The 23459-nt window shown below is 39.4% G+C and carries 27 protein-coding genes and 1 other RNA gene; 17 read left to right on the top strand and 11 right to left on the bottom strand.

Annotation, left to right across the window (positions count from 1 at the left end; translation table 11 throughout):
- Nucleotides 1-50: 50 nt before the first annotated feature.
- Nucleotides 51-1061, bottom strand: coding sequence for a hypothetical protein (locus EHO58_RS08235; RefSeq protein WP_244241106.1), 1011 nt, complete (start codon nucleotides 1059-1061; stop codon nucleotides 51-53).
- Between the two features lie 133 nt (nucleotides 1062-1194).
- Between EHO58_RS08235 and EHO58_RS08230 the strand changes: the two genes are divergently transcribed.
- The 4 genes from EHO58_RS08230 to EHO58_RS08215 are packed head-to-tail and all read left to right on the top strand — an operon-like array spanning nucleotide 1195 to nucleotide 4211.
- Nucleotides 1195-1611, top strand: coding sequence for a hypothetical protein (locus EHO58_RS08230; protein ID WP_425269435.1), 417 nt, complete (start codon nucleotides 1195-1197; stop codon nucleotides 1609-1611).
- Nucleotides 1595-2968, top strand: coding sequence for a PP2C family protein-serine/threonine phosphatase (locus EHO58_RS08225; RefSeq protein ID WP_135628554.1), 1374 nt, complete (start codon nucleotides 1595-1597; stop codon nucleotides 2966-2968). The genes EHO58_RS08230 and EHO58_RS08225 overlap by 17 nt, the downstream gene beginning before the upstream one ends.
- Before the next feature lie 4 nt (nucleotides 2969-2972).
- Nucleotides 2973-3746: an enoyl-CoA hydratase-related protein gene (locus EHO58_RS08220; RefSeq protein WP_135679621.1), complete on the top strand. Its 774-nt coding sequence runs from the start codon at nucleotides 2973-2975 to the stop codon at nucleotides 3744-3746.
- 54 nt (nucleotides 3747-3800) lie between these two features.
- Nucleotides 3801-4211, top strand: a complete 411-nt coding sequence (locus EHO58_RS08215; protein WP_244241127.1) for a DUF192 domain-containing protein — start codon at nucleotides 3801-3803, stop codon at nucleotides 4209-4211.
- Nucleotides 4212-4272: 61 nt separating this feature from the next.
- Here EHO58_RS08215 and EHO58_RS08210 read toward each other — a convergent pair whose 3' ends face one another.
- On the bottom strand, nucleotides 4273-4878 hold the full coding sequence (locus EHO58_RS08210) for a DUF3332 family protein (protein WP_100723218.1): 606 nt from the start codon (nucleotides 4876-4878) through the stop codon (nucleotides 4273-4275).
- A gap of 255 nt (nucleotides 4879-5133) precedes the next feature.
- On the opposite strand from EHO58_RS08210, the gene EHO58_RS08205 reads away from it, so the two are divergent.
- The 4 genes from EHO58_RS08205 (at nucleotide 5134) to EHO58_RS08190 (ending at nucleotide 8274) form a co-directional block, all read left to right on the top strand.
- A complete protein-coding gene (locus EHO58_RS08205; RefSeq protein WP_135679619.1) occupies nucleotides 5134-6594 on the top strand; it encodes an MBOAT family O-acyltransferase in 1461 nt (486 codons plus the stop codon).
- A 55-nt stretch (nucleotides 6595-6649) separates the two neighbouring features.
- Complete coding sequence (locus EHO58_RS08200; RefSeq protein WP_100722852.1) at nucleotides 6650-7003, top strand: PilZ domain-containing protein; 354 nt, start codon at nucleotides 6650-6652, stop codon at nucleotides 7001-7003.
- Between the two features lie 95 nt (nucleotides 7004-7098).
- Nucleotides 7099-7701, top strand: coding sequence for an RNA polymerase sigma factor (locus tag EHO58_RS08195; RefSeq protein ID WP_008595323.1), 603 nt, complete (start codon nucleotides 7099-7101; stop codon nucleotides 7699-7701).
- Nucleotides 7702-7707: 6 nt separating this feature from the next.
- Nucleotides 7708-8274 carry an LIMLP_12425 family protein gene (locus EHO58_RS08190; RefSeq protein WP_100722850.1) on the top strand — a complete coding sequence of 189 codons (567 nt, stop codon included), beginning with the start codon at nucleotides 7708-7710 and terminating at the stop codon, nucleotides 8272-8274.
- Nucleotides 8275-8278: 4 nt separating this feature from the next.
- Here the strand turns inward: EHO58_RS08190 and EHO58_RS08185 are convergent, their stop codons facing one another.
- The 5 genes from EHO58_RS08185 to EHO58_RS08165 form a co-directional block, all read right to left on the bottom strand.
- Complete coding sequence (locus EHO58_RS08185; protein ID WP_208728754.1) at nucleotides 8279-9340, bottom strand: NAD(P)H-dependent flavin oxidoreductase; 1062 nt, start codon at nucleotides 9338-9340, stop codon at nucleotides 8279-8281.
- A 37-nt stretch (nucleotides 9341-9377) separates the two neighbouring features.
- Complete coding sequence (locus tag EHO58_RS08180) at nucleotides 9378-10310, bottom strand: hypothetical protein (RefSeq protein WP_135679617.1); 933 nt, start codon at nucleotides 10308-10310, stop codon at nucleotides 9378-9380.
- Complete coding sequence (gene hpf, locus EHO58_RS08175; protein WP_020771476.1) at nucleotides 10310-10597, bottom strand: ribosome hibernation-promoting factor, HPF/YfiA family; 288 nt, start codon at nucleotides 10595-10597, stop codon at nucleotides 10310-10312. The genes EHO58_RS08180 and hpf overlap by 1 nt, the downstream gene beginning before the upstream one ends.
- A gap of 239 nt (nucleotides 10598-10836) precedes the next feature.
- Nucleotides 10837-11298 carry a tetratricopeptide repeat protein gene (locus tag EHO58_RS08170; protein ID WP_135628546.1) on the bottom strand — a complete coding sequence of 154 codons (462 nt, stop codon included), beginning with the start codon at nucleotides 11296-11298 and terminating at the stop codon, nucleotides 10837-10839.
- Between the two features lie 332 nt (nucleotides 11299-11630).
- A complete protein-coding gene (locus tag EHO58_RS08165) occupies nucleotides 11631-12338 on the bottom strand; it encodes a lysophospholipid acyltransferase family protein (protein ID WP_208728752.1) in 708 nt (235 codons plus the stop codon).
- A gap of 111 nt (nucleotides 12339-12449) precedes the next feature.
- Between EHO58_RS08165 and rnpB the strand changes: the two genes are divergently transcribed.
- The 6 genes from rnpB (at nucleotide 12450) to EHO58_RS08135 (ending at nucleotide 17396) form a co-directional block, all read left to right on the top strand.
- Nucleotides 12450-12840, top strand: an RNA gene (gene rnpB / locus EHO58_RS08160) — RNase P RNA component class A.
- A gap of 9 nt (nucleotides 12841-12849) precedes the next feature.
- On the top strand, nucleotides 12850-13446 hold the full coding sequence (locus EHO58_RS08155; protein WP_135628545.1) for a YdbT family protein: 597 nt from the start codon (nucleotides 12850-12852) through the stop codon (nucleotides 13444-13446).
- 95 nt (nucleotides 13447-13541) lie between these two features.
- Nucleotides 13542-14099, top strand: a complete 558-nt coding sequence (locus tag EHO58_RS08150) for a hypothetical protein (RefSeq protein WP_135679616.1) — start codon at nucleotides 13542-13544, stop codon at nucleotides 14097-14099.
- Nucleotides 14100-14188: 89 nt separating this feature from the next.
- Nucleotides 14189-14611, top strand: coding sequence for an acyl-CoA thioesterase (locus EHO58_RS08145; protein ID WP_086446347.1), 423 nt, complete (start codon nucleotides 14189-14191; stop codon nucleotides 14609-14611).
- A 67-nt stretch (nucleotides 14612-14678) separates the two neighbouring features.
- On the top strand, nucleotides 14679-15899 hold the full coding sequence (locus EHO58_RS08140; RefSeq protein WP_244241105.1) for a PP2C family protein-serine/threonine phosphatase: 1221 nt from the start codon (nucleotides 14679-14681) through the stop codon (nucleotides 15897-15899).
- Nucleotides 15900-15947: 48 nt separating this feature from the next.
- The gene (locus tag EHO58_RS08135) at nucleotides 15948-17396 is read left to right on the top strand and encodes a peptidase C69 family protein (RefSeq protein ID WP_135679614.1); all 1449 of its coding nucleotides are present in this window, start codon (nucleotides 15948-15950) and stop codon (nucleotides 17394-17396) included.
- Here EHO58_RS08135 and EHO58_RS08130 read toward each other — a convergent pair.
- Nucleotides 17356-18066, bottom strand: coding sequence for a TerC family protein (locus EHO58_RS08130; RefSeq protein WP_135679613.1), 711 nt, complete (start codon nucleotides 18064-18066; stop codon nucleotides 17356-17358). The genes EHO58_RS08135 and EHO58_RS08130 overlap by 41 nt on opposite strands.
- Nucleotides 18067-18142: 76 nt before the next feature.
- Here EHO58_RS08130 and EHO58_RS08125 point away from each other — a divergent pair, with 76 nt between their 5' ends.
- Nucleotides 18143-18706 carry a SelL-related redox protein gene (locus tag EHO58_RS08125; protein ID WP_135679612.1) on the top strand — a complete coding sequence of 188 codons (564 nt, stop codon included), beginning with the start codon at nucleotides 18143-18145 and terminating at the stop codon, nucleotides 18704-18706.
- 14 nt (nucleotides 18707-18720) lie between these two features.
- On the opposite strand, the gene EHO58_RS08120 is transcribed toward EHO58_RS08125, so the two are convergent.
- A complete protein-coding gene (locus EHO58_RS08120) occupies nucleotides 18721-19119 on the bottom strand; it encodes a hypothetical protein (RefSeq protein ID WP_135679611.1) in 399 nt (132 codons plus the stop codon).
- A gap of 256 nt (nucleotides 19120-19375) precedes the next feature.
- Between EHO58_RS08120 and EHO58_RS08115 the strand changes: the two genes are divergently transcribed.
- Together EHO58_RS08115 and EHO58_RS08110 are read left to right on the top strand one after the other, a co-directional pair.
- Nucleotides 19376-20149, top strand: coding sequence for an intradiol ring-cleavage dioxygenase (locus EHO58_RS08115; RefSeq protein WP_167483201.1), 774 nt, complete (start codon nucleotides 19376-19378; stop codon nucleotides 20147-20149).
- 104 nt (nucleotides 20150-20253) lie between these two features.
- Nucleotides 20254-21090, top strand: a complete 837-nt coding sequence (locus tag EHO58_RS08110; protein WP_135679609.1) for an RNA polymerase subunit sigma-70 — start codon at nucleotides 20254-20256, stop codon at nucleotides 21088-21090.
- A 2-nt stretch (nucleotides 21091-21092) separates the two neighbouring features.
- Here the strand turns inward: EHO58_RS08110 and EHO58_RS08105 are convergent, their stop codons facing one another.
- Nucleotides 21093-22100, bottom strand: a complete 1008-nt coding sequence (locus tag EHO58_RS08105) for a patatin-like phospholipase family protein (protein WP_135628535.1) — start codon at nucleotides 22098-22100, stop codon at nucleotides 21093-21095.
- Nucleotides 22101-22346: 246 nt separating this feature from the next.
- On the bottom strand, nucleotides 22347-22907 hold the full coding sequence (locus EHO58_RS08100) for a hypothetical protein (RefSeq protein WP_135679608.1): 561 nt from the start codon (nucleotides 22905-22907) through the stop codon (nucleotides 22347-22349).
- Nucleotides 22908-23459 lie beyond the last annotated feature (552 nt).

The following is a 23459-nucleotide window of genomic DNA, read 5'->3' as shown; positions in this document are numbered from 1 at the left end:
CGTTGAGCAAAAAACTTAGCGGTCTTAGCGGCTTCGCGTGCTAAAATAAATTAAGGAACGATTATTTTCTCTATAATTTTCCTTTGTTCTATCAATGAATCCTTTTGGATCCCGTTTTCCATTTTAAAAATCGATTTATTGTTCTTTAATATTTCCAATTCCCAAGGTTTCTTTTCTAAAACCACATGAACGTATGAAACAAAAGAATCTGCGAAAAAATCATCCGCATTTATGGCGGAATATAATGTAGGAAAAGGGGTTTTAGAGAGGACCGGATAAATTTTCTCCCAGTTCTCATCTAAAGAAAGAGATTCGGAATAGAAACGGATCTGAGGTCGGATGGTAAACATTGAATCATCCGAATAGCTGACCTTCTCCGATTTCCATACTCCTTGGTAGAACTCAAAGTTTGTATAAGATCTTTTAGTGAAAAAGAAACTTGGGCCTATGTTTTCCGTTTCGGATAGTATATGGCCGAATTCATGTAGCAGAATATAACGAAGCGCATTCGCCTTTGTGTTTTGTTTTTCTTCTTCTATTCTGATTCGTATCTTTATATTTCCTTTTTGGAATGTAGAATTTTCCTTATAGCTGATCCAGTCGTTTGCGTTTCGATTTAGAGTATTTGTATCTAAGATCACAAATCCGCCGATTGATTTACCGTTCTTGCGCACTATCCCCGTAACTGCAGAGCCTCCTAAATTTTCGCATACATAAATACGAAGAAGTTTATTTTTAAGAAGAGGAAGAACCGGACCCGCTTGAGAATTTAAAGCTTCTATTAGTATGGATTTGAATACGTTTAGATTTTTAATGGGACTAGGTGATTCGGTAAATCCATCTATTCGATTCAATTCATTCACATAATCTAAGGCATGTTTGTCTAAATTAAGAATTCTGGAATCCCAGTCTGAAGATTCCAACCCGACATAGTTCTCTATCTTTGAAAGAGGAGTAGAAGATAGAACATCTGCATAAGGATTCGGATCTCCTACTTCTTTACAAGAGTAGAAGGTTTCAAAAACAAGAATGAATAAGACAAACAATCGACATAAAAACATGCGGCTTTGAATGTGCAAAACTTGAGCTAGAACGAAAAGTATTTTTCTTTGCATCGCAAAAAATCGAAAAGAGAAAGATAGGGATATTGATTTGCATTTCATAGGCCCTTTGTAAGATTTGTGCCTGTCTCTCATGAAGACCGGTGCCTTTTTTTATAACACTTGCAGATTTCCCCGCAATTTTGCTCGGACTTCTTTCTTGTTATGGTTAGTCTTATCGTTTCTTTATGGAGTCTCTATCTATTCTGATGTGACCAATCCTTGGGAGCTTCCTATAGATGAGAGGATCTTAAATCGAAAAGATGTGAGTCATATTGTTTTAGAGACAAGGCCCGGCGGATTTCGCGTTACTTTACTAATTAACGAAAGATTTCCGTATAACTATAAATCAAAATCAGCCGCTTTCTATTATTCTAATATTAAGGATTCTAAAGAAGGTTTGGAATTAGCGGAAAAATTAGACCGGTATCTTAAGTCTGGATTCAATATGAAGATCAGATTTAACGGATCGGAAATTTACGAATTTATATTAGATGAATCTATCCAATAAAAAAGCTGGCGGAATACTCAACCCTTGGTCTTTCCTGGAAACCGAGTTTAATTACAGGGAAGTAAGCGCATGGAAAGACTTCGTTCGTATCGATCAGTCATTCATTCGACTCGCTTTTTTTCTCCATTTTTTAGTCTATTTTTTAGCTTTAATCCCTGAAATACAAAATTCTGCTCATGGGACCATCTATTTCGGTCTGATCTTAAGCTTAAATATTCTAAGCCTTGTTCTTTCTTTCCAAAGAAAATATCTGCCCGCAGTTATTCATGGTACAAACTTTAGCATTATCTTTTTGGTAATGTTGATCTTAAACGAATCATTCTACAGCTTCGACGATCTTCATAGTTTACAACTTTATAATAATTATTTCTTACTCGTCGGATTTTTGGTTCTATTCCAAATGTTCCGACTAAAAGTGAAGGGCTGCTTCTTAACTGCAACTTATTCTATAGTATTACACCTTGGGTTTATTTATTTCAAACTCAATAATAGCTCTCTTCCTGGATTTCCTTTAGTTCTATTCGTTCCGGATGTTGTATATCTGATCTTAAGTTTGATCGGAACAACGATTGTTGTGATCGTAAGAAGGTTAGTCCGTATTTCTTCCGAATTGGATTCTGAGTATAGATTTTTACAACATGAACTTCAGATCGCTAGGAAAGTGCAGGAAACATTATTTCCGGAAGAGGTAAGTATCAAAGGTTTTAAATACGAGGTATTTAGATCCACTCCCAACGAGATCGGCGGGGATTTTTACGATTTTATTCAATTAAGGGAGGGAAACACTGGAGTTTTCCTTACCGATATTGCAGGCCATGGGATCGCTTCTGCGTTAGTCGCGTCGTTTATCAAAATTATGGTAGCGACCATGCCTTATCGTCTTAAACTTCATCCCGTCCGATTACTTGAATATCTGGATGAGACACTTCTTAGGCAGTTCAAGTCTCACCACGCTTCTGCGGTTTATATATTTTTCGATTTTATCTCTAAAGAGATCCATTTTGCAAATGGGGGACATCCATATCTGATGCATTCCCAAAATGGAAATGACTTTAGAGAAATTGAAACTACCGGAAGTATATTAGGATTCGGGATCAAAAGGCCGATCGCTGAACTTGTGTCTTTGCCTATTCAGTCTGCGGAAAGGTTGTTTTTATACACCGACGGATTGATAGAGAATCGAAATCCACAAGGAAAACAGCTTGGAAGTGAAGGCCTAATTGAAATCCTGAACAGAAATAAGTCTTTTACCGATTTAAAACAGTTTAAAGAAGCCGTCCAAGTAGAACTCTCCGCATTTTTTGGAGATGCTGAATTCGAAGACGACACACTTTTCCTGATCATCGAGATGGAGTAAATAAATGAGCGAATCACTGATTCATCTGCAAAAAGAAGGCAAACTGGCGATTTTAGAGATCAATCGTCCTTCTGCTTTAAATGCATTAAACGAAGAACTATTAAACGAATTAACTAGCGAGATCAATAATTTAGAAAAGGATCCTTCTATCCGAGTAGTGATCATTACCGGACAAGGAAAAGCATTTGTTGCCGGCGCTGACATCGCAAAGATGAAAGAATTAAATGCAGGTGGAGCTGAGAAGTTTGCGGCCCTTGGACAAAGCACATTCGATAGGATCCAAAAAAGCAGATTGGTTTCTATAGCTGCAGTGAACGGATTTGCGCTTGGTGGTGGATTGGAACTTGCACTTGCATGCGATATCCGTATAGGTTCTGAAAAAGCAAAATTAGGACTGCCTGAAGTTTCTCTTGGATTGATCCCAGGTTTTGGCGGAACCCAAAGACTTGCAAGATTGATAGGATACGGAAGAGCTGCAGAGCTTATTTTCACAGGAGATATGATCGGTGCGGAAGAAGCTTATCGAATCGGTATATTAAATAAACTTACTAAAGACGGAGAAGATTTGATCTCCACCGCAAAGGCAACCGCGGAATCCATTCTGAAAAAAGGTCCGATTGCAGTCTCCACTGCAAAATCAGTCATTTTAAATGGATTAGATATGCAGTTATTCAAAGGTCAAGAATTGGAGAAAAAAGAATTTTCTAATCTATTCTCTGGAAAAGAATCCAAAGAAGGAATGGGAGCATTCTTAGAAAAACGTCCTCCTAATTTCTGAAGATCCATGAAAACCTTCAGATTCTTATGTCTAACTTTTTTGATCTGCCTTCCAATGGCGGGTTGGGGAGAATATAATTCTCCCCTATATTTAGAAAAAACTACCATATATATTGGAGATCATGCGCTACTTGTAGAGGTGGCAAACACTGACGAATCCAGGCAGAGAGGATTGATGTTCCGTAAAAAGTTAGGAGAGAATGAAGGAATGATCTTCATTTTTCCTAGTGAGGATCATTTATCTTTTTGGATGAAAAATACTTTAATCCCTTTGAGCATCGGCTATTTTTCAAAAGATAAAAAGTTGGTCGATGTTTATGAGATGGCCCCGAACCAGACTCAAGTTTTGTATCATTCTACCCAAAAGGTAATGTATGCAGTGGAAGCAAATCCTAGATGGTTTGCAAAACGAGGGCTCGGGAAAAATTCTGTTTTAAAGATAGAGAGTAGATATATCGGAAAATGATCCGCTCACAAATCTGAACGGATCTTTTACAGCCTAGTCCGAAAGACTAGGCTTTTTACTATTAAAGGGATTCTGCAGCTCTTAATTGCAGATCCTGTAAATTCTGAGCTTCAACTACTTTAGAAGATTTTAATTTACCTTGTTCAGTAAGTTTTAAGATCACTTGGGATCCTACTGATTGAGAAGTAACTTCGATCTCGGAAAGTTGTCCTTCTCTCTCTACGAAAAATTTTCCAGGTTGAGAGCGGAAAGCAGTCAGAGTTTCTGATTTTCCTTCTTTAGAAACTGCAGTTAGATCCAATCTGGAACCGAATTCAGTATAAACTAAAGTTAGTTTTTCTCCGTCTTGCTCGAAAGATTTTGCGTATCTTCCTTCTTTATCATACTCGTTTAGTCCTACTGGGTTACTTCCAGACCAGAACTCGATCAAGTTGAAAAGAATAAAGTCGATAAATCCACCGATTGCCATTAAAAATCCGAAAGGAATATAGAATAGAACCGTTTTTACGATTTTTGCAAGAAGGCCGCCGCCTACATTGATCCCGTCGTTAGCATTGTAGAAAACTCTTACAAGTGCGAATTTTCCGAAACAGTTCGCTAAGGAACCGAAGCTAGCTCCTACCAGTACCAAGGTCAGGATAATTTTTTTTAAAACGTTTTTCACCATTGAAAACGGAACTCCTTTATATGAATGGAATGCGAAACTACGAATAAAGTAAGGAAAAAATCTTGCAAGAGATTTCCATTCTTCCCTGCTTTTTGTGGAGCAAAATCTTGACTGAAAAATTCCCGCCCGAAAGGGATCCAATAAAGGGAAGAGAATCCCTTGACCTAGTATCAGTCTCGATATTTCTGGACCGAAAGACGGATTAAATAATAAAGCCGTTCTTGAGGGCAAATGCCCGCTTGATAGGGAACCTACGTGATCTTTCCCACACTTGAATTTTTTCTTTTTTTCTCCTTCGTATTTGTAACCCATTGGTATATTTTACCGGCGCTTATTCCGGAGCCAAAACTACGTAAAACGTCCATACATATCTTCCTGCTCATAGTAAGTTATATCTTCTATATGAGCTGGAACTGGAAATTCGGCGGGTTGATCTTATTATCCACCTTAATCGATTTCTTTTTAGCGGATCTGATCTTCGAATCCAAGAACCAAGTTTTCCGTAAAAGGCTGATCGTAATCAGCTTGGTGTTGAACCTTGTATTCATTTTAGGGTTTTTTAAATATTACGGATTCTTAAGCGAGAACCTGAATGCACTTCTGCATACTTTCGGCTTCCAGAGTTTATTTCCTGTTCTTAAAATAGTTCTTCCAGTAGGGATCTCATTTTATACGTTCCAAAGTTTAAGTTACACGATAGATGTATATAGAGGGGCAATTCCTTCCGAAAAGAACTTCATAAGATTCGCATTATTCGTTTCCTTCTTCCCTCAATTAGTAGCAGGACCGATAGTCACCGCCAAAAGTTTTTTACCTCAACTACAAACGGAGAAGAAGATAGAAGATATTCCATTTAGAAAAGCGATCCGCTATTTTCTAATGGGTTATTTTAAGAAGGTTGTACTATCGGATAATATTTCTCCTATCGCCGATCTCATCTTTAAAAATCCGGATGTATATTCTACGGAAACACTTTGGTTAGGGGCATTCCTTTTCTGGGTGCAGGTATATTGTGATTTCAGTGGGTATACTGATATGGCATATTCTGCAGCGCTTCTATTGGGTTATGAGCTTCCTGAAAACTTTAGAATGCCTTATATTTCTCAGTCAGTCACGGAACATTGGAGAAGATGGCATATCACTCTTTCCACTTGGCTCAGGGATTATGTGTATATTTCTTTGGGCGGAAATCGTGTAGGGCTTTTCCGTCATAGATTCAATGTTTGGTTCACAATGTTCGTGGGAGGGATTTGGCATGGAGCCAATTGGACCTTCCTGATCTGGGGTTCTATCCAAGGTGGATTTCTATTAATAGAATCTGTATTAAAAGAATGGAAAGCGAAATGGTTCCCGAACCTAACGATTTCAGACTCTTGGGATAAAGTATTAACCCCTGTTAGAGTTTTATATGCGAGCACAGTGGCGGTTACCTTCGGCGTTATATTCCGTTCCGCAAATATAGAATCCGCTCTGAAAATGATTCACGGAATGTATGTGTATCAAAGTGGAGAACTTAGACCTTATATGTTAAAGCAAGGTATCCCTGCGATACTTTGTGTGATCATTGGGCATTATCTTGGTTGGCTAATTTATGAAAAAGGAAAGGAGTTCAAGATCCCAGTTTGGTTGGAATTTTCTCTTTATCCTTTGGTAGCATTTTGTTTTGCGATCTTAAGTCCGGATGGAGAGATCCCTTTTATCTACTTCGACTTCTGAAAAAAGTAAAACGCTGGACACTTGTCGAATTCGTTTCTAATTTGAACCCTTATCGATGAGCGAACCCGGCCAAAAACCTAGGAGTCCCAGATTTTATCCCAGAGATTTCGACGAGTACATCGTGCAGGTGGATTCAGGGCTAATCACGTTAGAGGGAAAACTAGGTAATATTTCCGAATCCGGTATCTGTATCTTAATGAGCGGAGAAGATCTGCCAGGTTCCATTCCGATCGAAGGTTCAGTCATAGAAAGAAGAACCGGTAAACGTTTGGAATTTTTAGGCGACGTAGTTTGGAAAATCCCAAAGCAGGTAGATTCAAAACGAAAGTTCTTATACGGAATACGTTTTAGAGATCCATTAGAACTTACAGAGTCACTTATACTCATCAATCTTTCCTTAGAAGGTTAAAATCCTAAAATCGCATACGTAAGCGCTCGATTCCTTACGTCATATTTTTATTGCAAAGGCCAGGGAAGAGCCTACCTATGTCGTAAAGGCTTCTAATGATCGAAACCGACAATCCTCAACGCAAACAAACCGTACGAGAAAAAGAAATCCAACTTCTAAAACGGATCAAAGAAGGGGATGATAAAGCATACATAGAGCTTACCGGCCCTTATAGGGAAAGATTGTACAGAAAAGCTGTCTCCATGGTAAAAGATGGGGATGACGCTGAGGATATCGTCCAAGACGCACTGATCTCAGGATATCGCTCCATACGCAATTTTAGGGCGGAATCAGGGGTATATACCTGGTTGTACCGTATCGTGGTGAATAAATCCAAGGACCTTCTGGCCAAAAGAAAGAGGGCCAGGGAGAATTCCATGGACGATTCCGAGTTTCAGGTGACTGATGATCGGATAAGCTTCGAAAAAAAAGTAGAACTTTCCGACGAGAGTAACTATCTAATCAACAAAATCAACGAACTCGAGGATATATACAAAGAAGTCATCGAGCTCCGGTATTTCGAGGAAATGTCCTATTCACAAATAGCAGAGATCCTCGGAACAAATATCGGAACAGTCAAAAGCCGGCTCTTTAAGGCAAAGGAATTTTTGAAACATCTGATTATGAAAGATGGGAAGGGCGAAGGCTTTTTTAGGTAGTAAGGTATGGAAAAACAAACGAGTAAACAACAGGGAACAAAGTTCGGATTCTCTTCCATTTTTCAAAAGGAAGATCCGGATCATGTTAAATTGGAAAATTCTCTGGTCCGAGCAGTATCAGAACTGCGAACGGAACAGATGAAAGATATCAACCTCTCCAAGGATTTCAATCTTAGATTAGAGAATCTACTCAAAGATGTCCGCTTCGATGAAGAAACCTCTTGGTCCAAGTTCTCCCGCGGTTTTGTTTGGAACCGTTCCTTCCAATACTCCCTCAGTGCAGCTCTCGCAATCTTAGTTCTCGCAGTTACAGTAGGTCGTTTTTCTTCTTCTAACGAAACAAGTTTGGCAGAAAGATCCGGAACCCTTACAGTAGGCGAAGATCGTGAATTCGTGGATCTTCCTTCTTCTGCAAGAGTGGATGTGGATTTGAATTCACGCCATCTTCTTGAGATTTCTAAAAATCCCCAAGCTTCTAAGACCTTAGGTTCTTTAGAGCAATACTTTATTGAAAAGGGTGATTATAGAACGGCTCAAGAAATCCGCCACGTTCTGGAATCTACCGGCAAATAATTCTCTACTGAGATAGTGTTGCGGTTCTTAATTCTTCGAATAAGACCGCAACAAGTTCACCAGCCTTCGTTTCCCTGATTAACTCTATTCCTTGTCCTGACCAAAGAGATAAAAAATCGGACTTCCCAAGTTCTGCAGATCTTTTTCGGATATCTCTTGTAAAAACATTTTGAGCGGGGAAGGGCAGAATATTCCCAGTCTCCATTTCATTCATAAATCTATTCTCTAAACCTCTTGCGATCCTTCCTGAAAATGCACGAGTGGTTTTTGTTTTACGATTTTTAGAAAGTAAAGCTTCTCTATAAGGTTTAGAAGTTCCCGCTTCTTCGCATAATAAAAATGCAGTGCCTAATTGTGCAGCACTCGCCCCCAAAGCGAGAACAGCTGCAATTCCTGCTCCATCCATAATCCCACCTGCAGCGATTACCGGGATTTTCAGCTTGTGAACTAAACTTCTGACTAAAGGAAATAATCCGATCCCGGAATCTTCTTCAGTTGAGGAGAAGATCCCACGATGCCCACCTGCTTCTATACCCTGTGCAACAAGCCAATCTACACCACTTTCTTCCGCTAAGATACCTTCCTCTAATGTGGTGGCTGTTCCGCAGGTGATGATATGATTTTTCTTACATTCTTTTATATAATCAGAGGATAGAAGTCCGAAAGTAAAACTGAATACCTCAGGTCTTTGGCTTAACATCTCTTCGAATTGTTTGTCAAAATCGAGTGCATAAGGAGGTTCAAGTTTAGGGGACGGAACTCCTAACTCCTCTCTATATTTTTTTGTGGCTTCGATTGCCTGATTGATTTGGTCCGAGCTAAGTTCCGGAGTTATAGCAGGAACGAATAGATTCACTGCGATCGGTTTAGAGGTTAGGTTTCTCGTTTTTTGGATGGTCGCGCGGATCTGTTCAGGTGTTTCATAAGCAAGTCCGAGAGATCCAAGACCGCCTGCATTAGAAACTGCAGAAATCAATTCAGGAGTGGAAGGACCTCCTGCCAATGGAGAGAGGATAAGTGGGCCTTTTAAACCCAGGGCTTGCAAGATAGGATTTTCGAGAGTCAAAAGTATTCTCCCTTTATTTTTTTACTCAGGCCTTATATTAGACCTTCAATCTTTTATGATATAAATTCGGATCTAAAGAATCCAAGATAAGTTTTGCTTCCTGAGCCACTTCTCCATAAAGGATGGAAGTCCTGGAATCGAGCAATGCACAGCAGAGTTGGATCATTCTACACTTTACCTTAAATTCGGTTCCGCCCTTGCGCAGTCCCAAAGAATCTCTAAGCCTAAACAATTCGGAACGATATGCTTCCAGTTCCTTATCGCTCATTTTGCGGATCTCTTTGAATACTCCTTTTTCGAGAAGAAGAACAGGCAATGCTTCTTTCAGTTCACCTTCTTCTTTAAATTCTTCCTTTAAGATTTGGATAGCGGAGAAGATTGGCTCTGAACGAACAGATTCCAGTCGGATAGCGCTCGGCTCTTTTAGAAAAGCTTCTCTATAAAGCAAAAGTCCCTGAGAATGTTGTCCGCTTAAATAAGTACATTCCGCTCTGAAAAATAATAACTCCGGGGAAAATCTTTCCAGACCGGAAGAATCTCTCAATACTTCGGAAGCAAGATCGGTATCTTCTGCGAGTAAAAGTCTATACGCGAGTTCTGCTATTAGTCCGGGAGAAAGAGATTGTATCCCCTCTTTTCTAAGAGCAATACGAACTTGGTCAGTGGTTTCTTGTAGAATAGAACCCATCGCCGAATGATAAGAGAGTTCTTTGAGAAATGATTTACTTTTATAAACTGAATCGAAGTCTTTCAGGAATTCTAATAGAAGTCCCGTTCTTTCTCTTCCTTCCTTTGTGAGATGGATCCGATCTATTCTATGATCCCAGAAAGAAGAAATATAAAACCCCGAGGCAAACTCGGGGTTTTCCGGATCTTCTTCCAATAGGGAGTCGAATATGTTTCGAGAGAGTTCGAACTCTCCTTCGGATAAATGTTTTATCGCTTCTTCGTACTTCCTGTCTTGGTCCATCAATGAGCGGCTTTTTTATCGTGATGTTTACTTACTTGTTTTACGATCTTATCTTCTAAACCGTCTATGCAGGAATAAATATCTTTGTCTTCGTGTTGTGCGTTAAATTTACTTCCATCCGCAGCTAAATTCAAATTAGCGCTAATCAATCCATGCACCTGTTCGAATGAAATTTCCATCGAAACTAACTTTTGTATATATTTAGAGACTCGTTCTAATTTTTTTCCGGCATAATCTTCTGCCGTTCCGGAATGATCCAAGTTTTTCCAATTAAAAACGATTTTCATGTAAAGCCTCCGCGGAATTTATTTATTGGCTTCTCAAAGTTTTATCATAGCACGAATGCGGATCAGAAAAAACTAAAGAAACGTATTTTTGGACGGGAAAGAAAGGGAGTCATCCCAACCCAGGAATTCCTGTAAGATTAGGATGGAAAAAATCAGAGTCAAATCAAAAAAAGCGCCCGCCCCGAAAGGGGCGGACCAGGGAAGTTAGAACTAGAGATGGGATGATTTCCGGCTGTTTCTTAGTCCTTGTTTAGAGTCAGGCTTGGCTGTTTCGCAAAAGCCAGGCTGCATGCTTCCTGGTATTTTTTAAGACCTTCTTCCTCTGCGTGAAGAGCGGAATCAAGGTCACCAATCTTTTGGTATACATGGATAACTTCTTTAATGTTCTCTAAGGCTTGGCAGGATTTGCCGAGGCGGAATTCGGAGATGGATTTCAGATAAAGGACCAGAGCGTATCCAGAACTTTCTTTATCACCGATTTTTGTTCTCACAGCTAAGGACTGGTCGTAAAAAGCGATTGCACCTTCGTAGTCCCTGGTTTTTTGTTTTAGGCTACCAAGGGCAGTTAGCTTATTTGCCAGCTGGGTGTCTGTCTCCGGTGTGTAGTTCTTGAGCGAACTTTCGATCACGTTGGTTTCAGGTTCTGCATAAATTGCAGTGGAGATGCTTAAAATTAGGGCAATTTTAATTAATTTGTTCATCTTTTTATCTCCCAGCCGAGGCTTTGTCTAATATAGTGCAAACGCCGTGCCAAGTTTCTGGGAAAAACTAGATTTTTTTCAAATTTCGAATCTGAAATTCCGATATAGGGAAGTTTGAGGGCCAGTTGGCACGCTGTTTGAAACATGCCTAGAGTTTAACGATTATGGCCTTCTTTGGGAATAGGGAGGGGTGTAAGGAGTTCCTTCCACCCCGTTAAGGAGATGTTAAGAGTAACGTTGTAGGCTCACGCAAAGACGCAAAGGTAAGAAGGTTTGGCGTTTTTAGCAAGGGCTCTTCTTTTCTTAGCGACTTAGCGTGCCAAAAATGGATTCTAAGAGATCGTTTCGAGAAGTTCTAAATCTCCATTTGAGTCGTTTGCCTTTTTAGCCTGTTCGAATGGGTATTTGAGATTGGTTAGGCTTGCGATCTCATGCATACAATCGTGAAGGAAATCTTCATGGTCCATATCAGGCTCAAAGTGTCTGAGTTTTCCAGCACGGACTATAAAACTGGTCCTACGCAAGAATCCTCTGGGTTTATATTCTAATCCCAGGCAAAGAACTGCTAGCGGTTCTTCTGGTTTTCCTACAATAAATCTGAATCCGCCCGGACGGCCTTTCCCCATTTTATAAGGGATGGTGGTTTGTTCCGGGAATATCACGAGCATATTGCCTTCATTGAGTACCTTTTTGGCAAATAGAAGATCGTTCTTACTTTTTCTAGGTTCTTTTCTATTGAGAGGAATTCCCCCACATTTTAGAAAATAGTCCATGAAAATAGGAGCAGCGAGAGAATCTTTCATGATCGCCCAGATATCCATTCTTCTATGATATAATGCTTTGGAAAGCCCCAGAGGAATATCATCATTCCTTTGGTGTTTGGAGAGTACTAAAACTTTTCCGGTTTGGGGCACATTTTCTAATCCATAAACTTCTGTTTTATAAAATAAGGATCCATAAAGTCTTCCGAACCAGCGTAATGCTTTTCTGGCTAATTCAGAACTTCCTGGATGGGGCTTTTGTATATTCTTGGATGACATTATTGAATTAGAAGAATTTTGCCTTGCAAGGTTGCAAAATAGAGGCGGGGAAATTTTACATTTCTTCTTTTCTTAGCGACTTGCCGTGGATTCATTCTAAATTCGTATTGGAAGGTCTGCCGGATGGTCGCGCTTTCTTTTCTGATCGAGTGGATTTTCCCTCATTCGGAGAGTTTGTGAGGAAAGTCCGGACACCATAGAACCACGGGACCGGGTAATTCCCGGAGTTCGGGATCGCAAGAAACCGGATATGGAAAGTGCAGCAGAAAATATACCGCTAGTTTTCTAGTAAGGGTGAAATGGCGGGGTAAGAGCCCACCGCCGCTTTTGTGAAGAAGCGGGCAATGTAAACCCTCCCGGGTGCAATCTCGAATAGGCGGCCATCGTTGGTTCTGCAGGGCCGTGGGTAGAGAGCAAAGAGTCTTTTCGGTAACTAAAAGACCAAGATAAATGATCATCGCTCGCAAGAGTACAAAATCCGGCTTATACGCAGATCTTCCACTGTCATTGTATGAATTTTATAAATACGGAATGGTTCACAAGAGAAACGATCCTGGTTCTTGTGCTTGGATCCGTTTTTGCTTTTTCTCTTACATATACATTCGAATATTTGATTAAACAAACAGATAAACTTCAGTTTCAAAAGAATACAAAACGTTATTTGAGGCTTCCTATACTATATAGATTAGCCGGTTTTTTCCTAATCTCTTTGGTTCCAGTCATCCTGTTGGGAGATACTTATTTTGCTTTTTATAAGAATGGGGTATTTAGTCTTCCAGATCCAATTTTATGTTTGGTTTCCTTTCTGCTATTTTTAGCAGGGATCTTACTTATACTTTATTGTAAAAATTATAGGATCGTATTGGAAAAGGACGGTATTGTATCTGAAGGAGTTTTTAGAAAACATAAAAGGCTTCTCTGGAAGGATATTCAATCTGTCCGATTCGAAAGATCCGCTTTTTTTCTGAACGACGGGAAGAATCAGATAGAAGTTGTACCTCTTTTGTCCGGATTTGAAATATTTCTTTCTGCCTTAGAAGAATCAGTCACATCCGATCTATATGAAGGGGCATTTCAAAAATATAAACAGTTTTTGAAAAAACCCTGATGGAATACTTGTTTTATTAAATTATTAAATAATAAGTGACCGTCTTTAAGGGAAAAGTCCTATATTAGAAAATTACATTATTCGAGGTGATAGATTTGGATTGGATATTGGATCATATTGTGACAGAAATAGCAGTTGCTATTTTTGGATTTATTATTTATTTGCTCGCGAAACAAACAAAGCCGAAAGAGGTCGGAGATAAAATTGTATTAAGACTTCCGATTATATATTGGTATTTAGCTATTTTCCTTCTTATTTTTTTATTCGGATTATTAGTTCTGGAATATTATCCTCATTTTAAATTAGGTGAGTTTAGTTTACCATCAGATCTAACAGCCTTCTATATTTCATTTCCGATGATGATTGCATCTATAATTCTACTATTCTATTGCAAGAACCACGAAATCATTATAGATAAAAAGTCGATCCAATCTTTCGGTCTTTTTAGGAATAAATCGGAATTATCCTGGAAAGAGATTAATAAGGTAACTTTTAGCCAGTCCGCATTTCGTGTCTACGGCCCAAAAGTGAAGATCGAAATTGTTACTTATTTAGCCGGATTGGATGTATTTTTAAAATTTTTACAGGAAATTGTTCCGGCAGAAATATCTAAAGACGCGTTGAAAAAATATAAAAGTTCCTCATTGTTTTGACTTTTCTCAATGGTCCCTATGTCCTCAGTGCGAAACATAAACGAAATTCTTTCCTTTCCAGAATTTCTCCCTTCGATTTTTCTAGCTCTATGTCTAAACCGGAAAAATACCCTTACAGTGTTCAACAAAAAGTAGCTTGGGGAGATATGGATGCATTTGGCCATGTGAATAATGTGGTCTATGCGAGATATTTCGAAACTGCGAGGGCTTCTTATTTTGATGATATGGGTCTTTGGGAATCTCCTCAGAAACCTATGGAAGGTGGGCCGGTCCTGACTCATATTGAAATGGATTATAGAAAGCAGGTTCGTTTTCCGGAAACGATTGATATTTCCGTAAAATTGGAATCCGTTAAGAACAGATCTTTTTCGATCGTTTGTTCCATGTGGAACCAGGCAGGGGAATGCGTGTTGACTGGAAAAGCGGAACTGTTATGGTTTAATTTTTCTACTGGTAAACCGGTGGCAATTCCAGATGTCTACAAGGAACAATTCTTCCAGCAAAACAAATGAAACGCCGGCTATCACAAGCGTAAAAGAATTTTTATCAGAGGAATCTCTTTCGCGATTTCGATTCGCGATGTCCCTTTTTCTTTTTTTCGCTGGGTTCGGTTTGTTGTTAGGCGATCCTGCTTCGGAGGGCCTTTCCGATCCAAGATGGATGAGGGTCTCTCATGTCACTCTTATCTGTATTTCCTTATTCTTAAGTTTTAAATTCGAAAAATTTAAAAAATACTCCGAACCGGTTTTGCTATTTCATTTCGCCGTGATGAGTATCCATTCATTTTATCTTTTATATGTGAATGGTTTATATCTGGGTTATTTATTCGGATTGATACTTGTTGTATTCAGCACCGGGGTCTCCATTAACAACCGAAGGGTATTGATAGCGATCCTTCTTCTTTTTATAGCGGTCGCGTTCTTTGTGGGAATGCATGTAAAAGATCCTAAGATAGATGTCGGGATGTATTATTTCGGTCTCATCTCTTCCGGAGTTTTGTCGGTTCTTGTGATCGGCTTTAGAATGAAAACATTCGAAACCTTATTAGAAGCAGATGTGCAGATGGAAAAATTCCAGATCAATATCGAAGAAGAATTGGCCATCGCTCAGAAGACCCAAAAAAGCCTTGTGGATCTTGAATTTCCGGAAGCAGGAAATTTTAGGATCTATTCTTATTTTAAACCTCTGGAAAGTGTGGGTGGGGATTTGATCAAAACAAATCTGGGCAAAGAAGGGGAGCTTGACTTTTTCTTTGCAGATGCCGCAGGTCATGGAGTTTCTGCTGCGATGGTTTCGGCTATGGCGGTAATGGCTTTTAAAACTACTGCCCCTGTTGCGGAAAGTCCTTCTAAAGGTTTAACTCTGATCCATGAGTCTTTAATGACTATGATAAGCGGGTTTTTTATCACCGCAGTTTATATGAGACTGGACCTGGAAAAAAAAGCTCTGACCTATTCCTATGCGGGACATCATCCAGCAATTATCATAAAGTCTGACGGTTCCGTGCAAGAATTGACCGGGAAAGGAACCGTACTTCTTGCTCTTCCGAAATTATTCAATAGAGATTACGAAATTTTATTAGAGTCCGGAGATAGGGTCTTATTGTTCTCGGATGGAATGTTCGAGTTTTATGGTAAAGAAAAAGAATTTTTCGGAAACGAAGCATTCATCGATCTGGTCCGAGATTATACATCTCTTTCCGGTAGAGTATTTTTGGATTCTCTGGGAGAAGCTATACTTGGTCTACATTCTTCTCCGCCTAAGGACGATATGACTATGTTATATTTGGAAGTTCTCTAAACAAAAAACATCTTGCTCTTCTTATAGGAAGAGTTAGGATCACTGCCCATGTGCGATACTTTCGTGGCGACTCCGGATTCTACTTCTTCCGGAAAAATGATCTTCGGAAAAAATTCAGACAGAGAACCGAACGAACCCCAATGTTTGGTACGATATCCGGAAACGGTATCTAAGGAAAGCCAGCAAAGACTTACCTTTATAGATGTTCCTAGTTCCAAAAAATCCAGAGAAGTTTTGATCTCTCGTCCTCTTCATATGTGGGGAGCTGAGATGGGTGCGAATTCAAAAGGTGTTGTGATCGGTAACGAGGCCGTATTCACAAAACTTAAGATTGAAAAGAAAAATGACGGTTTGACCGGGATGGATCTTTTACGTCTCGGATTAGAACGTTCGGATACTGCAGCAGAAGCAAGAGACCTTATCATTGAATATTTAGAAAGATTCGGCCAAGATGCATGTGGAGGTTATTCAAATCGGAACTTCTTCTATCATAATAGTTTTATAATCGCAGATCCTAAAGAAGCTTATGTTTTGGAAACCGCGGATAGATACTGGGCTTGGAAGAAGGTCAAAGGATTTTATGCAATCTCGAACGGTCTAACCTTGGGTTCAGATTATGATGGTCTTCATTCACATGCGATCGATTTTGCGAGAGCAAAGGGTTGGTTGAAGAAGGGAGAAACCTTTTCCTTTAAAGATGCATTTTCCGATTCTCTATTCACTAGTTTCAGTAAATGTAAAATACGGAGAGAGATCGTCACAGGAGGGGGGAAATTTTTCGGTTCCAAGTTAGGTATTGCGGAAGCGATGCAGATCTTGAGGTTAGAAGGTAAAGAAAAGGGGAGTGTCCCTCTTTCTATCAGCCAAGGAGGTTTTCCATCTAAGAGTTTAGGATATTCTCCTAGTCAGTCCGGTATGGGTTCAGTTTGTCTTCATGCGGGAGGTCCCTTTTCTCCCAACCAGACAACTTCTTCATTTGTAGCGGAACTAGATACTAATCCTGCCTATTCTCAGTTTTGGGCGACAGGATGTTCTATTCCTTCTCTGTCGGTTTTTATTCCTTTCTCCATTCCAGGAAAAACTTTCTTACAAGGAGATATTGTTCAGCCGGGAGCAAGCCCGGATTCTTCACTTTGGTGGAATCATGAAATTTTATATAGACTCTGTTTGAAAAATTATGATAAGGCAGTTTCCGTCTTTAGCGCGGAGTTAAAGGAGAAGCAGGAGAAATATATTCAAAAAGTAGAATATACTCTCGGTCTTGAAAGGAATTTTTCCCTGGATCCGATCACAAAAGAAGTTTCGGAAGAAGTGGATAAACTTTATAAAAAATGGAGAAACCAGGTATTAGAACTTGCGGTGAACGGAAATATACTTCCGAATATCTGGTCTTCTCCACTTTATAATCTGAGCTGGGCTATTTGGAATCGAAAAGCGAGGGTCAATTCCAGAGTTCTTAAGGGGATTGATTTACCTTACGAACCCGCATATTTATGAATTCCACCAAAAGTGAGAATGCCATAGAGAAATAAATATACCCTTTCGGAATATGGAAATGTAAACCGTCTGCGAATAACATTACTCCGATCATGATCAAAAAGGATAGAGCTAAAATTTTCATAGTAGGATGTTCGTTTATAAAATCGCTTACCTTTCCGGAGAAGATGAGCATAATCACAAGAGAGATGATTACTGCAAGTACCATGACCATCAGATTTCCCGAAAGTCCAACTGCAGTAATGATAGAATCTACTGAAAATATAATATCTAAAATGATGACCTGAACGATCACATTAAAAAAAGAAGGAGAAGATCCTGTGTCCAGATCCGTTTCACCTTCTTCCATTTTATGATGGATCTCGCTTGTACTTTTTGCGATCAGAAAAAGTCCCCCGCCAAGCATGATCAGGTCTCTTCCGGTCACCGTAAAATTTCCGACTTGGAAAAGTCCGTTTGTGAGACTTGCAAGCCAACTTACGGTAAATAACAAACCTATCCTGAAGCCTAATGCGGCTAAAAGACCGATTGTACGTCCGCTTGCTTGTTGTTCTTTAGGAAGTTTACCAACTACAATAGAAAGAAATACAATATTATCGATTCCTAGAACGATTTCCATTGCTGTGAGGGTCAGAAGAGAGATGATAATGTCTACAAGATGCAAATCCATTGTAGAAAGAAATTCGTCTAAGGACTAGAAAAGCAATCGATTTCCTTTACGGTATCGTGGAAGATTTGAAAGAGAGATGAAATTCCTACCGAAAGAAATTTTGGAATCCCAGGTCCATGGAAGAAATTTAACCGGCTTAAGTTTCGGGGACAATCTTCCTCAAAAACCTAGTTTGGTCGTTTTTCTGCGTCATCTTGGTTGTATATTTTGCAGAGAAACAGTGGAAGACCTTCGTGTTTTCAGTTCGGAAATGGCTGCATTCCCTCCCGTTTTATTTGTATATCCTGAGTCTGTGAGGGAAGGAGAAGAATTTTTTTCCAGATTCTGGCCGGAAGCAAAAGCGATCTCAAATCCAAACGTTTCTTTTTATGACCAGATCGATGTTCCTGAAGGTAATTTAATCGAATTAGCCGGCCCGGAAGTTTGGGTGAGTGCAGTACGTGCACTTGCAAAAGGAAATTTTTACGGAGTCCAAGGTAGGCATTTACTTAGAATGCCCGGCGTTTTTTTAGTTTTGAAAGATAGGATTCTTTGGTCCCACTCTTATCGTCATATTGGGGACGAACCTGACTGGAGCAAAATTCCCGGATGTACTCCTTTGCCTACGGACGAGTATGATCCAGGGATTTTGCCAGCCTAGGTAAGAGCGAAATCCTACATTCTAGGTCCGCCTCCAGGAGGAGGAGATGGAAGCGCGGCCTTACATGCGGCGGATAACTTACTTTCGTTCTCTCTCATACATTTCATATGAGCATGTCCGCGTTCAACGTTCTTACAATATTTTTCTTCATCAGCTGCGCAGGCTGATCTGAATTTTTCGAAACGAGACATCATTTCGTTTATATGATTTTTGCAAGTTTCAGATAGTTTGGACATGTATTCTCTCAAACAACGATCGGATTCATGGCCATGTCTGGAATCCTTACAATAGGTTTGTCTTTCGGTTTTGCATGGATCTTCTCCCGGAGGTCCTCCGGGGCCGCCGCTTGGTTGTGCGAATGTAGTTCCGGTTAAGCTGAGTGCTAGTGCTGAATATAAGATTAATTTTTTCATAATAGGGTTCTCTTGCGGGAGTTTGTTAGTTCCTTAGTTTTATTTTCTATTGCGACCTATAATATTATGATTTAGTTTCATTTTATGTTTTCTATCCTTAAGGAACATTATTATCCGAATAAAGATCATTTTTATTTTGTAAAAAACTTTCTTATAACATTTCCCGGGAACCTTCTTTCCTAACCGGGTTTATCTAGATGCAAAAAATATCTAAATCAAATCTCTCTTTCCAATGAGAGAGAATACGGAGTTTGCATTGAAAAGAAAAGATTTTCTGAAAAGTATATTCGTATCAGGCGCGGTTTTTACAGGGCTTGCCAATTCCTGTAATTCTCAAAAGGATAGTTCTCCTTCTAATCTTGGCTTATTACAAGGAATTCTGGATACTTCTTCCTGTAATACTTCCGACGTTTATAGTTCTTCCGTATGCGCTTTGATCCCGCAAGAAACGGAAGGTCCTTATCCTTTGGATCTGAGCTCTAATTCTTCTTATTTTCGCCAAGATATCACGGAAGGAAAAACAGGAATTCCTTTGAGTCTTGTATTAACGATCCAAAATATAAATGATAATTGTAATCCTATCTCGAATGCAAGAGTGGATATTTGGCATTGTGATAAGGACGGATATTATTCAGGATACAGCGAATCCGGATATTTGGGGGCCAAAAATTATATAGGAGAAACATTCTGCAGAGGGATACAACTTACCGATAGTTCAGGGATCGTAAATTTTACAACGATCTATCCCGGTTGGTATTCTGGAAGGGTGACTCATATTCATTTTCAAGTGTATTTGAATAATGGGCTCGTAGCTACTTCTCAAATCGCTTTCCCGGAAGACATTACAAAAACAGTATATAATACTTCTTTATATTCAGCTCATGGTCAAAACACTTCCGTTCCCGGAAATTGTTATGATAATATATTTAATAACTCAAGTTCCGATCTAAGTTTAGAATTATGTACAATTACAGAGGACTCTTCCACAGGAGGATATATCGCAAGTCTCACAGTCGGGATCGCGAATTAAAAAAATCCAAAAAAGTTCGTCTTAGCCTCTACAATCGAACCTAAGGCGAACGGTTCCTTTTTTATATTTGTAGATGATCGTATCTTCTATTTCGAAATCCGATCATGGAAAAAAACTCCGAAAAAGACAAAAGACTTATCTCTTCCGTTGAATTTTATTTTAGAGAAGGGAACTCAGAAAATTTTCTAAAAGAAGCATGGATCTGGGCCTGGACGCTCGCCAAAGGAAGATATCATTTGGACGAAGATTCCTGTTCTGAGATCGTTTTAAAACTGGTTCTGGATGCGGAAGAAGTATTACATTTATTCAAGGAAAGAGGATATTCAAATTTCCCTGCATTTTTTACGACATATACTAAAAATCTAATATGGAATCAAAGAAGGAAGGAGATCCGGCTCAATCAAAGTGAAATTTTATCGGATGGATTCGAAAGATTTTACGATCCTAGATCCGAATTCACTAATGATATATTGAGCCAAACCCAGGAAACTTCTCTTTTAATCCAAAATATTCTGGCTGAAATGGATCCGATTGTTTCCCTTATTCTAAAGCTAAAACATAGGATTCCCTTAAACTTAAAAGAATCCAGATTATTCTATTCTAAACTAAAAAAGAAAAAATTAAAATTAAGCGATTATTATTCAAAAGATATAGAAGAAGAAAGAAAATCCTGGCTTAGGAAAAAAGAATTAAACGAAAAACTTTCCAGACTTTACCAGGGTATGCAGATCAATCATTTCGAAAATTTAGAAAGATGGAAAATGTCCAGAAAACAGATAGTCGAAGTCTGCGGGGCAGTGACGGAAGAAAAAAGTTTCAAAAAGATAGGCTGGTATCTGGGACTCAGCGAACATTCCGTTCGAAAATCATATTATTTTGCAATTTCCGAATTAAAAAGGAAAGGAGATCTGAAAAAGATCAGATTGTCAGAAGCAGCCTAAGATCAACTTTTGCCTTCTTCCGGACGGATCGTAGGAATAAAAAGTTTTCTCAAAAGTTTGGATTTGTTTTTGAGTTCTGAAATTTCAGCGATCATGTTCGCGACCAATCTTTGTCCAGCTTCCATACCTTTGGTAACGGAACGATTTAAAAGTTTGGAACTTGTTGTGACCATGCTTAACTCCGATTCTTCCGGAGAGATGACTCTGATCTTCACTCCTTTAGGTGGAGAATGAATAATACGAACCGCACGATTGTACATAGTATGATGCACCTTGGTGATCATATGAGAAAGTTTTTTGTTGGAAGGATAAGAAAGCCAACCTTGGAATCCGGGGATCGGATCTGAAAATTCATCCTCGGGGCTATTTAATACTACGGTAATGTCTTTATAACCAGCTTGGATTACAGACTCTACAGGGATCGGATCAGATATTCCTCCGTCTCCATAATATTGCCCGCCTACTTTCCATTTCCCTCTGGTGGCGATCGGCAAAGAAGTTGCGGCTTTCAATAAATTTAAAACGTTGGAGGCGGTTGCCTTCACATATTCCGCCCTTGCTTTTGCAAGATTTGTGACCACCACATAAAAAGGAGAAGTCTCTTTCTTCTCCAAATATTCGGAAGGGAGTCTATACTTTGTCCCGAACAAATAATCTATTAGATATTCTTGATCTAAAAAAGTTTTTCCCCGGAAAGGATTTAAAAAAGAGATCAATTGGCTGCCGGTGAGTTCTTTTCTCCAAATATCCAGGATCTTCAAACCATGAGCATAATCCGTCTCATAACCTGTAGTATAATAAGCTGCAGCGCAGGAGCCGGAAGAAACTCCCAAAATTAGATCGAAGTATGTAGAAGGTACTGCCTGGTTGATGGCGTACAATGCCCCACCTGCAAAGGAACCTTTCATTCCTCCGCCTGCAACTACCAATGCCCGCGCGCCTTTTTTGGCCTTGGGCAAACCTATCATCTCTGACTGCTCCGATTCTCCTGGAGAAAAATACGAACTCATCTAAAGATAAAATTTTCGACCCTTCTCCATTTGCAAGAAACTTGAAATTTCAAAGACCAAATTCGAATTCCTTTTTCTTTCAAAATCGAAACTTTTTTGCAACTTTGAAAATAGAGAGTATGGGGTTAGGGCGGCTCCTCGCATCGCTCGGACCGTGCTGTTCCGACTTCGCGCAGTCGCGCTCATCCCGGCTAAGCCGGGACTAAAGGTCTGCGCATCACTGCCGCGGAGACTCTCACTTAAATTCTAATGAGGAATCGGATTATCATCCTGTTCGATTATAAATCCGGAAATAGAATAGATTCCACGGCATGGAGGATTATTTACTCCGACCCAAGCAGGAGTACCTTCAATAATTACGGAACCTGAAAATGTGCTAGTGGAAAAATCCATTAAGATTGTAGCATCTTCCAAAATGATCTGATCATTTGATAATTTATGACCCAGGATTATGATTTTTAAAGGATTACAAATCGTATCGGTCGAATCACAATATCCGATTGCAGTGTACGGATTCCATTGATAGGAATAATCCGTCCAAGTAAATGTAGCGTCCTGATTGTCTTTAAAGTATATACTTGTGCCGATTCGCACAGGGCAGGACGTAGAAGTATCATTCGGATCCGCGTTCGCTACGAAGTCGAGAATAGCTCCGTAATATCCTGAAATACGAAACGTATCAGTCATTCCGTCCACGGTGCCGACGATGGTTCCGCTAAGCGGATCTTCGCTATCCGTTATATGCAAAGATCCGCCTGTTCCGATTGTATGAGGAAGATTTGTTTGCCAACTCGTCTTCAAAGTCATATTCGAAGCGTTTCCGTCTTTATCTATATAAAAGGTCGTATATCCGGAGACTATCTCGTTATTCTCAGTAATTGCATGCGGATGTATGATATGAATTCCATCTCCGCTATTAGGTGTAGCTAGAAATAAAGGAATATTGCTCGGGTCGCCCGAACAATTGGTATGAAGGATAAATAAAAAGACGATTTTGTAAATTAAGTTTTTGTAACGCGAATAACGCATGTCTCTTGTGTATGAGAAATGAATTTCCGGGCAAGTTGTTTTTATTGTGATAAAGAAGATTCAAAAAAATATTTCTTAGATGAGTCTTAATGAACCGAAAAACTTTAGAAACTTAACCGTCTTTTTATGAAAATTGGCGGGAAAATTCTTTAAATTTTCTTCAAAAAAGATCCAAAATTCGAATCAATAAATACAAAAGAGATTTGACGGGTTGGGCGACGTAATTAATATGGTCTTTACGCCTGAAGGAGTTCGCCCGGGAGGGAAAGAAGCCTGAGGGGATCTTTAAAAGATCTTTGAAAACATATAGAGTAGCGTGACCCGCGAGAT

Source organism: Leptospira selangorensis (assembly GCF_004769405.1).
In the GTDB taxonomy this organism is placed as follows: domain Bacteria; phylum Spirochaetota; class Leptospiria; order Leptospirales; family Leptospiraceae; genus Leptospira_B; species Leptospira_B selangorensis.
Note: the sequence above shows the minus strand (reverse complement) of the source record. Positions and strands in the feature narration are given on the sequence as shown.

Coding starts and splice junctions, on each gene's coding strand:
- EHO58_RS08230 (WP_425269435.1), top strand. CDS start 1,195: ATGAAGACCGGTGCCTTTTTTTATAACACTTGCAGATTTCCCCGCAAT.
- EHO58_RS08125 (WP_135679612.1), top strand. CDS start 18,143: ATGAAATTCCTACCGAAAGAAATTTTGGAATCCCAGGTCCATGGAAGA.
- EHO58_RS08145 (WP_086446347.1), top strand. CDS start 14,189: ATGTCTAAACCGGAAAAATACCCTTACAGTGTTCAACAAAAAGTAGCT.
- EHO58_RS08170 (WP_135628546.1), bottom strand. CDS start 11,298: ATGAACAAATTAATTAAAATTGCCCTAATTTTAAGCATCTCCACTGCA.
- EHO58_RS08165 (WP_208728752.1), bottom strand. CDS start 12,338: ATGTCATCCAAGAATATACAAAAGCCCCATCCAGGAAGTTCTGAATTA.
- hpf (WP_020771476.1), bottom strand. CDS start 10,597: ATGAAAATCGTTTTTAATTGGAAAAACTTGGATCATTCCGGAACGGCA.
- EHO58_RS08200 (WP_100722852.1), top strand. CDS start 6,650: ATGAGCGAACCCGGCCAAAAACCTAGGAGTCCCAGATTTTATCCCAGA.
- EHO58_RS08220 (WP_135679621.1), top strand. CDS start 2,973: ATGAGCGAATCACTGATTCATCTGCAAAAAGAAGGCAAACTGGCGATT.
- EHO58_RS08140 (WP_244241105.1), top strand. CDS start 14,679: ATGTCCCTTTTTCTTTTTTTCGCTGGGTTCGGTTTGTTGTTAGGCGAT.
- EHO58_RS08235 (WP_244241106.1), bottom strand. CDS start 1,061: ATGTTTTTATGTCGATTGTTTGTCTTATTCATTCTTGTTTTTGAAACC.
- EHO58_RS08210 (WP_100723218.1), bottom strand. CDS start 4,878: ATGGTGAAAAACGTTTTAAAAAAAATTATCCTGACCTTGGTACTGGTA.
- EHO58_RS08105 (WP_135628535.1), bottom strand. CDS start 22,100: ATGAGTTCGTATTTTTCTCCAGGAGAATCGGAGCAGTCAGAGATGATA.
- EHO58_RS08190 (WP_100722850.1), top strand. CDS start 7,708: ATGGAAAAACAAACGAGTAAACAACAGGGAACAAAGTTCGGATTCTCT.
- EHO58_RS08110 (WP_135679609.1), top strand. CDS start 20,254: ATGGAAAAAAACTCCGAAAAAGACAAAAGACTTATCTCTTCCGTTGAA.
- EHO58_RS08130 (WP_135679613.1), bottom strand. CDS start 18,066: ATGGATTTGCATCTTGTAGACATTATCATCTCTCTTCTGACCCTCACA.
- EHO58_RS08100 (WP_135679608.1), bottom strand. CDS start 22,907: ATGACTTTGAAGACGAGTTGGCAAACAAATCTTCCTCATACAATCGGA.
- EHO58_RS08155 (WP_135628545.1), top strand. CDS start 12,850: ATGAATTTTATAAATACGGAATGGTTCACAAGAGAAACGATCCTGGTT.
- EHO58_RS08120 (WP_135679611.1), bottom strand. CDS start 19,119: ATGAAAAAATTAATCTTATATTCAGCACTAGCACTCAGCTTAACCGGA.
- EHO58_RS08215 (WP_244241127.1), top strand. CDS start 3,801: ATGGCGGGTTGGGGAGAATATAATTCTCCCCTATATTTAGAAAAAACT.
- EHO58_RS08195 (WP_008595323.1), top strand. CDS start 7,099: ATGATCGAAACCGACAATCCTCAACGCAAACAAACCGTACGAGAAAAA.
- EHO58_RS08225 (WP_135628554.1), top strand. CDS start 1,595: ATGAATCTATCCAATAAAAAAGCTGGCGGAATACTCAACCCTTGGTCT.
- EHO58_RS08180 (WP_135679617.1), bottom strand. CDS start 10,310: ATGGACCAAGACAGGAAGTACGAAGAAGCGATAAAACATTTATCCGAA.
- EHO58_RS08135 (WP_135679614.1), top strand. CDS start 15,948: ATGTGCGATACTTTCGTGGCGACTCCGGATTCTACTTCTTCCGGAAAA.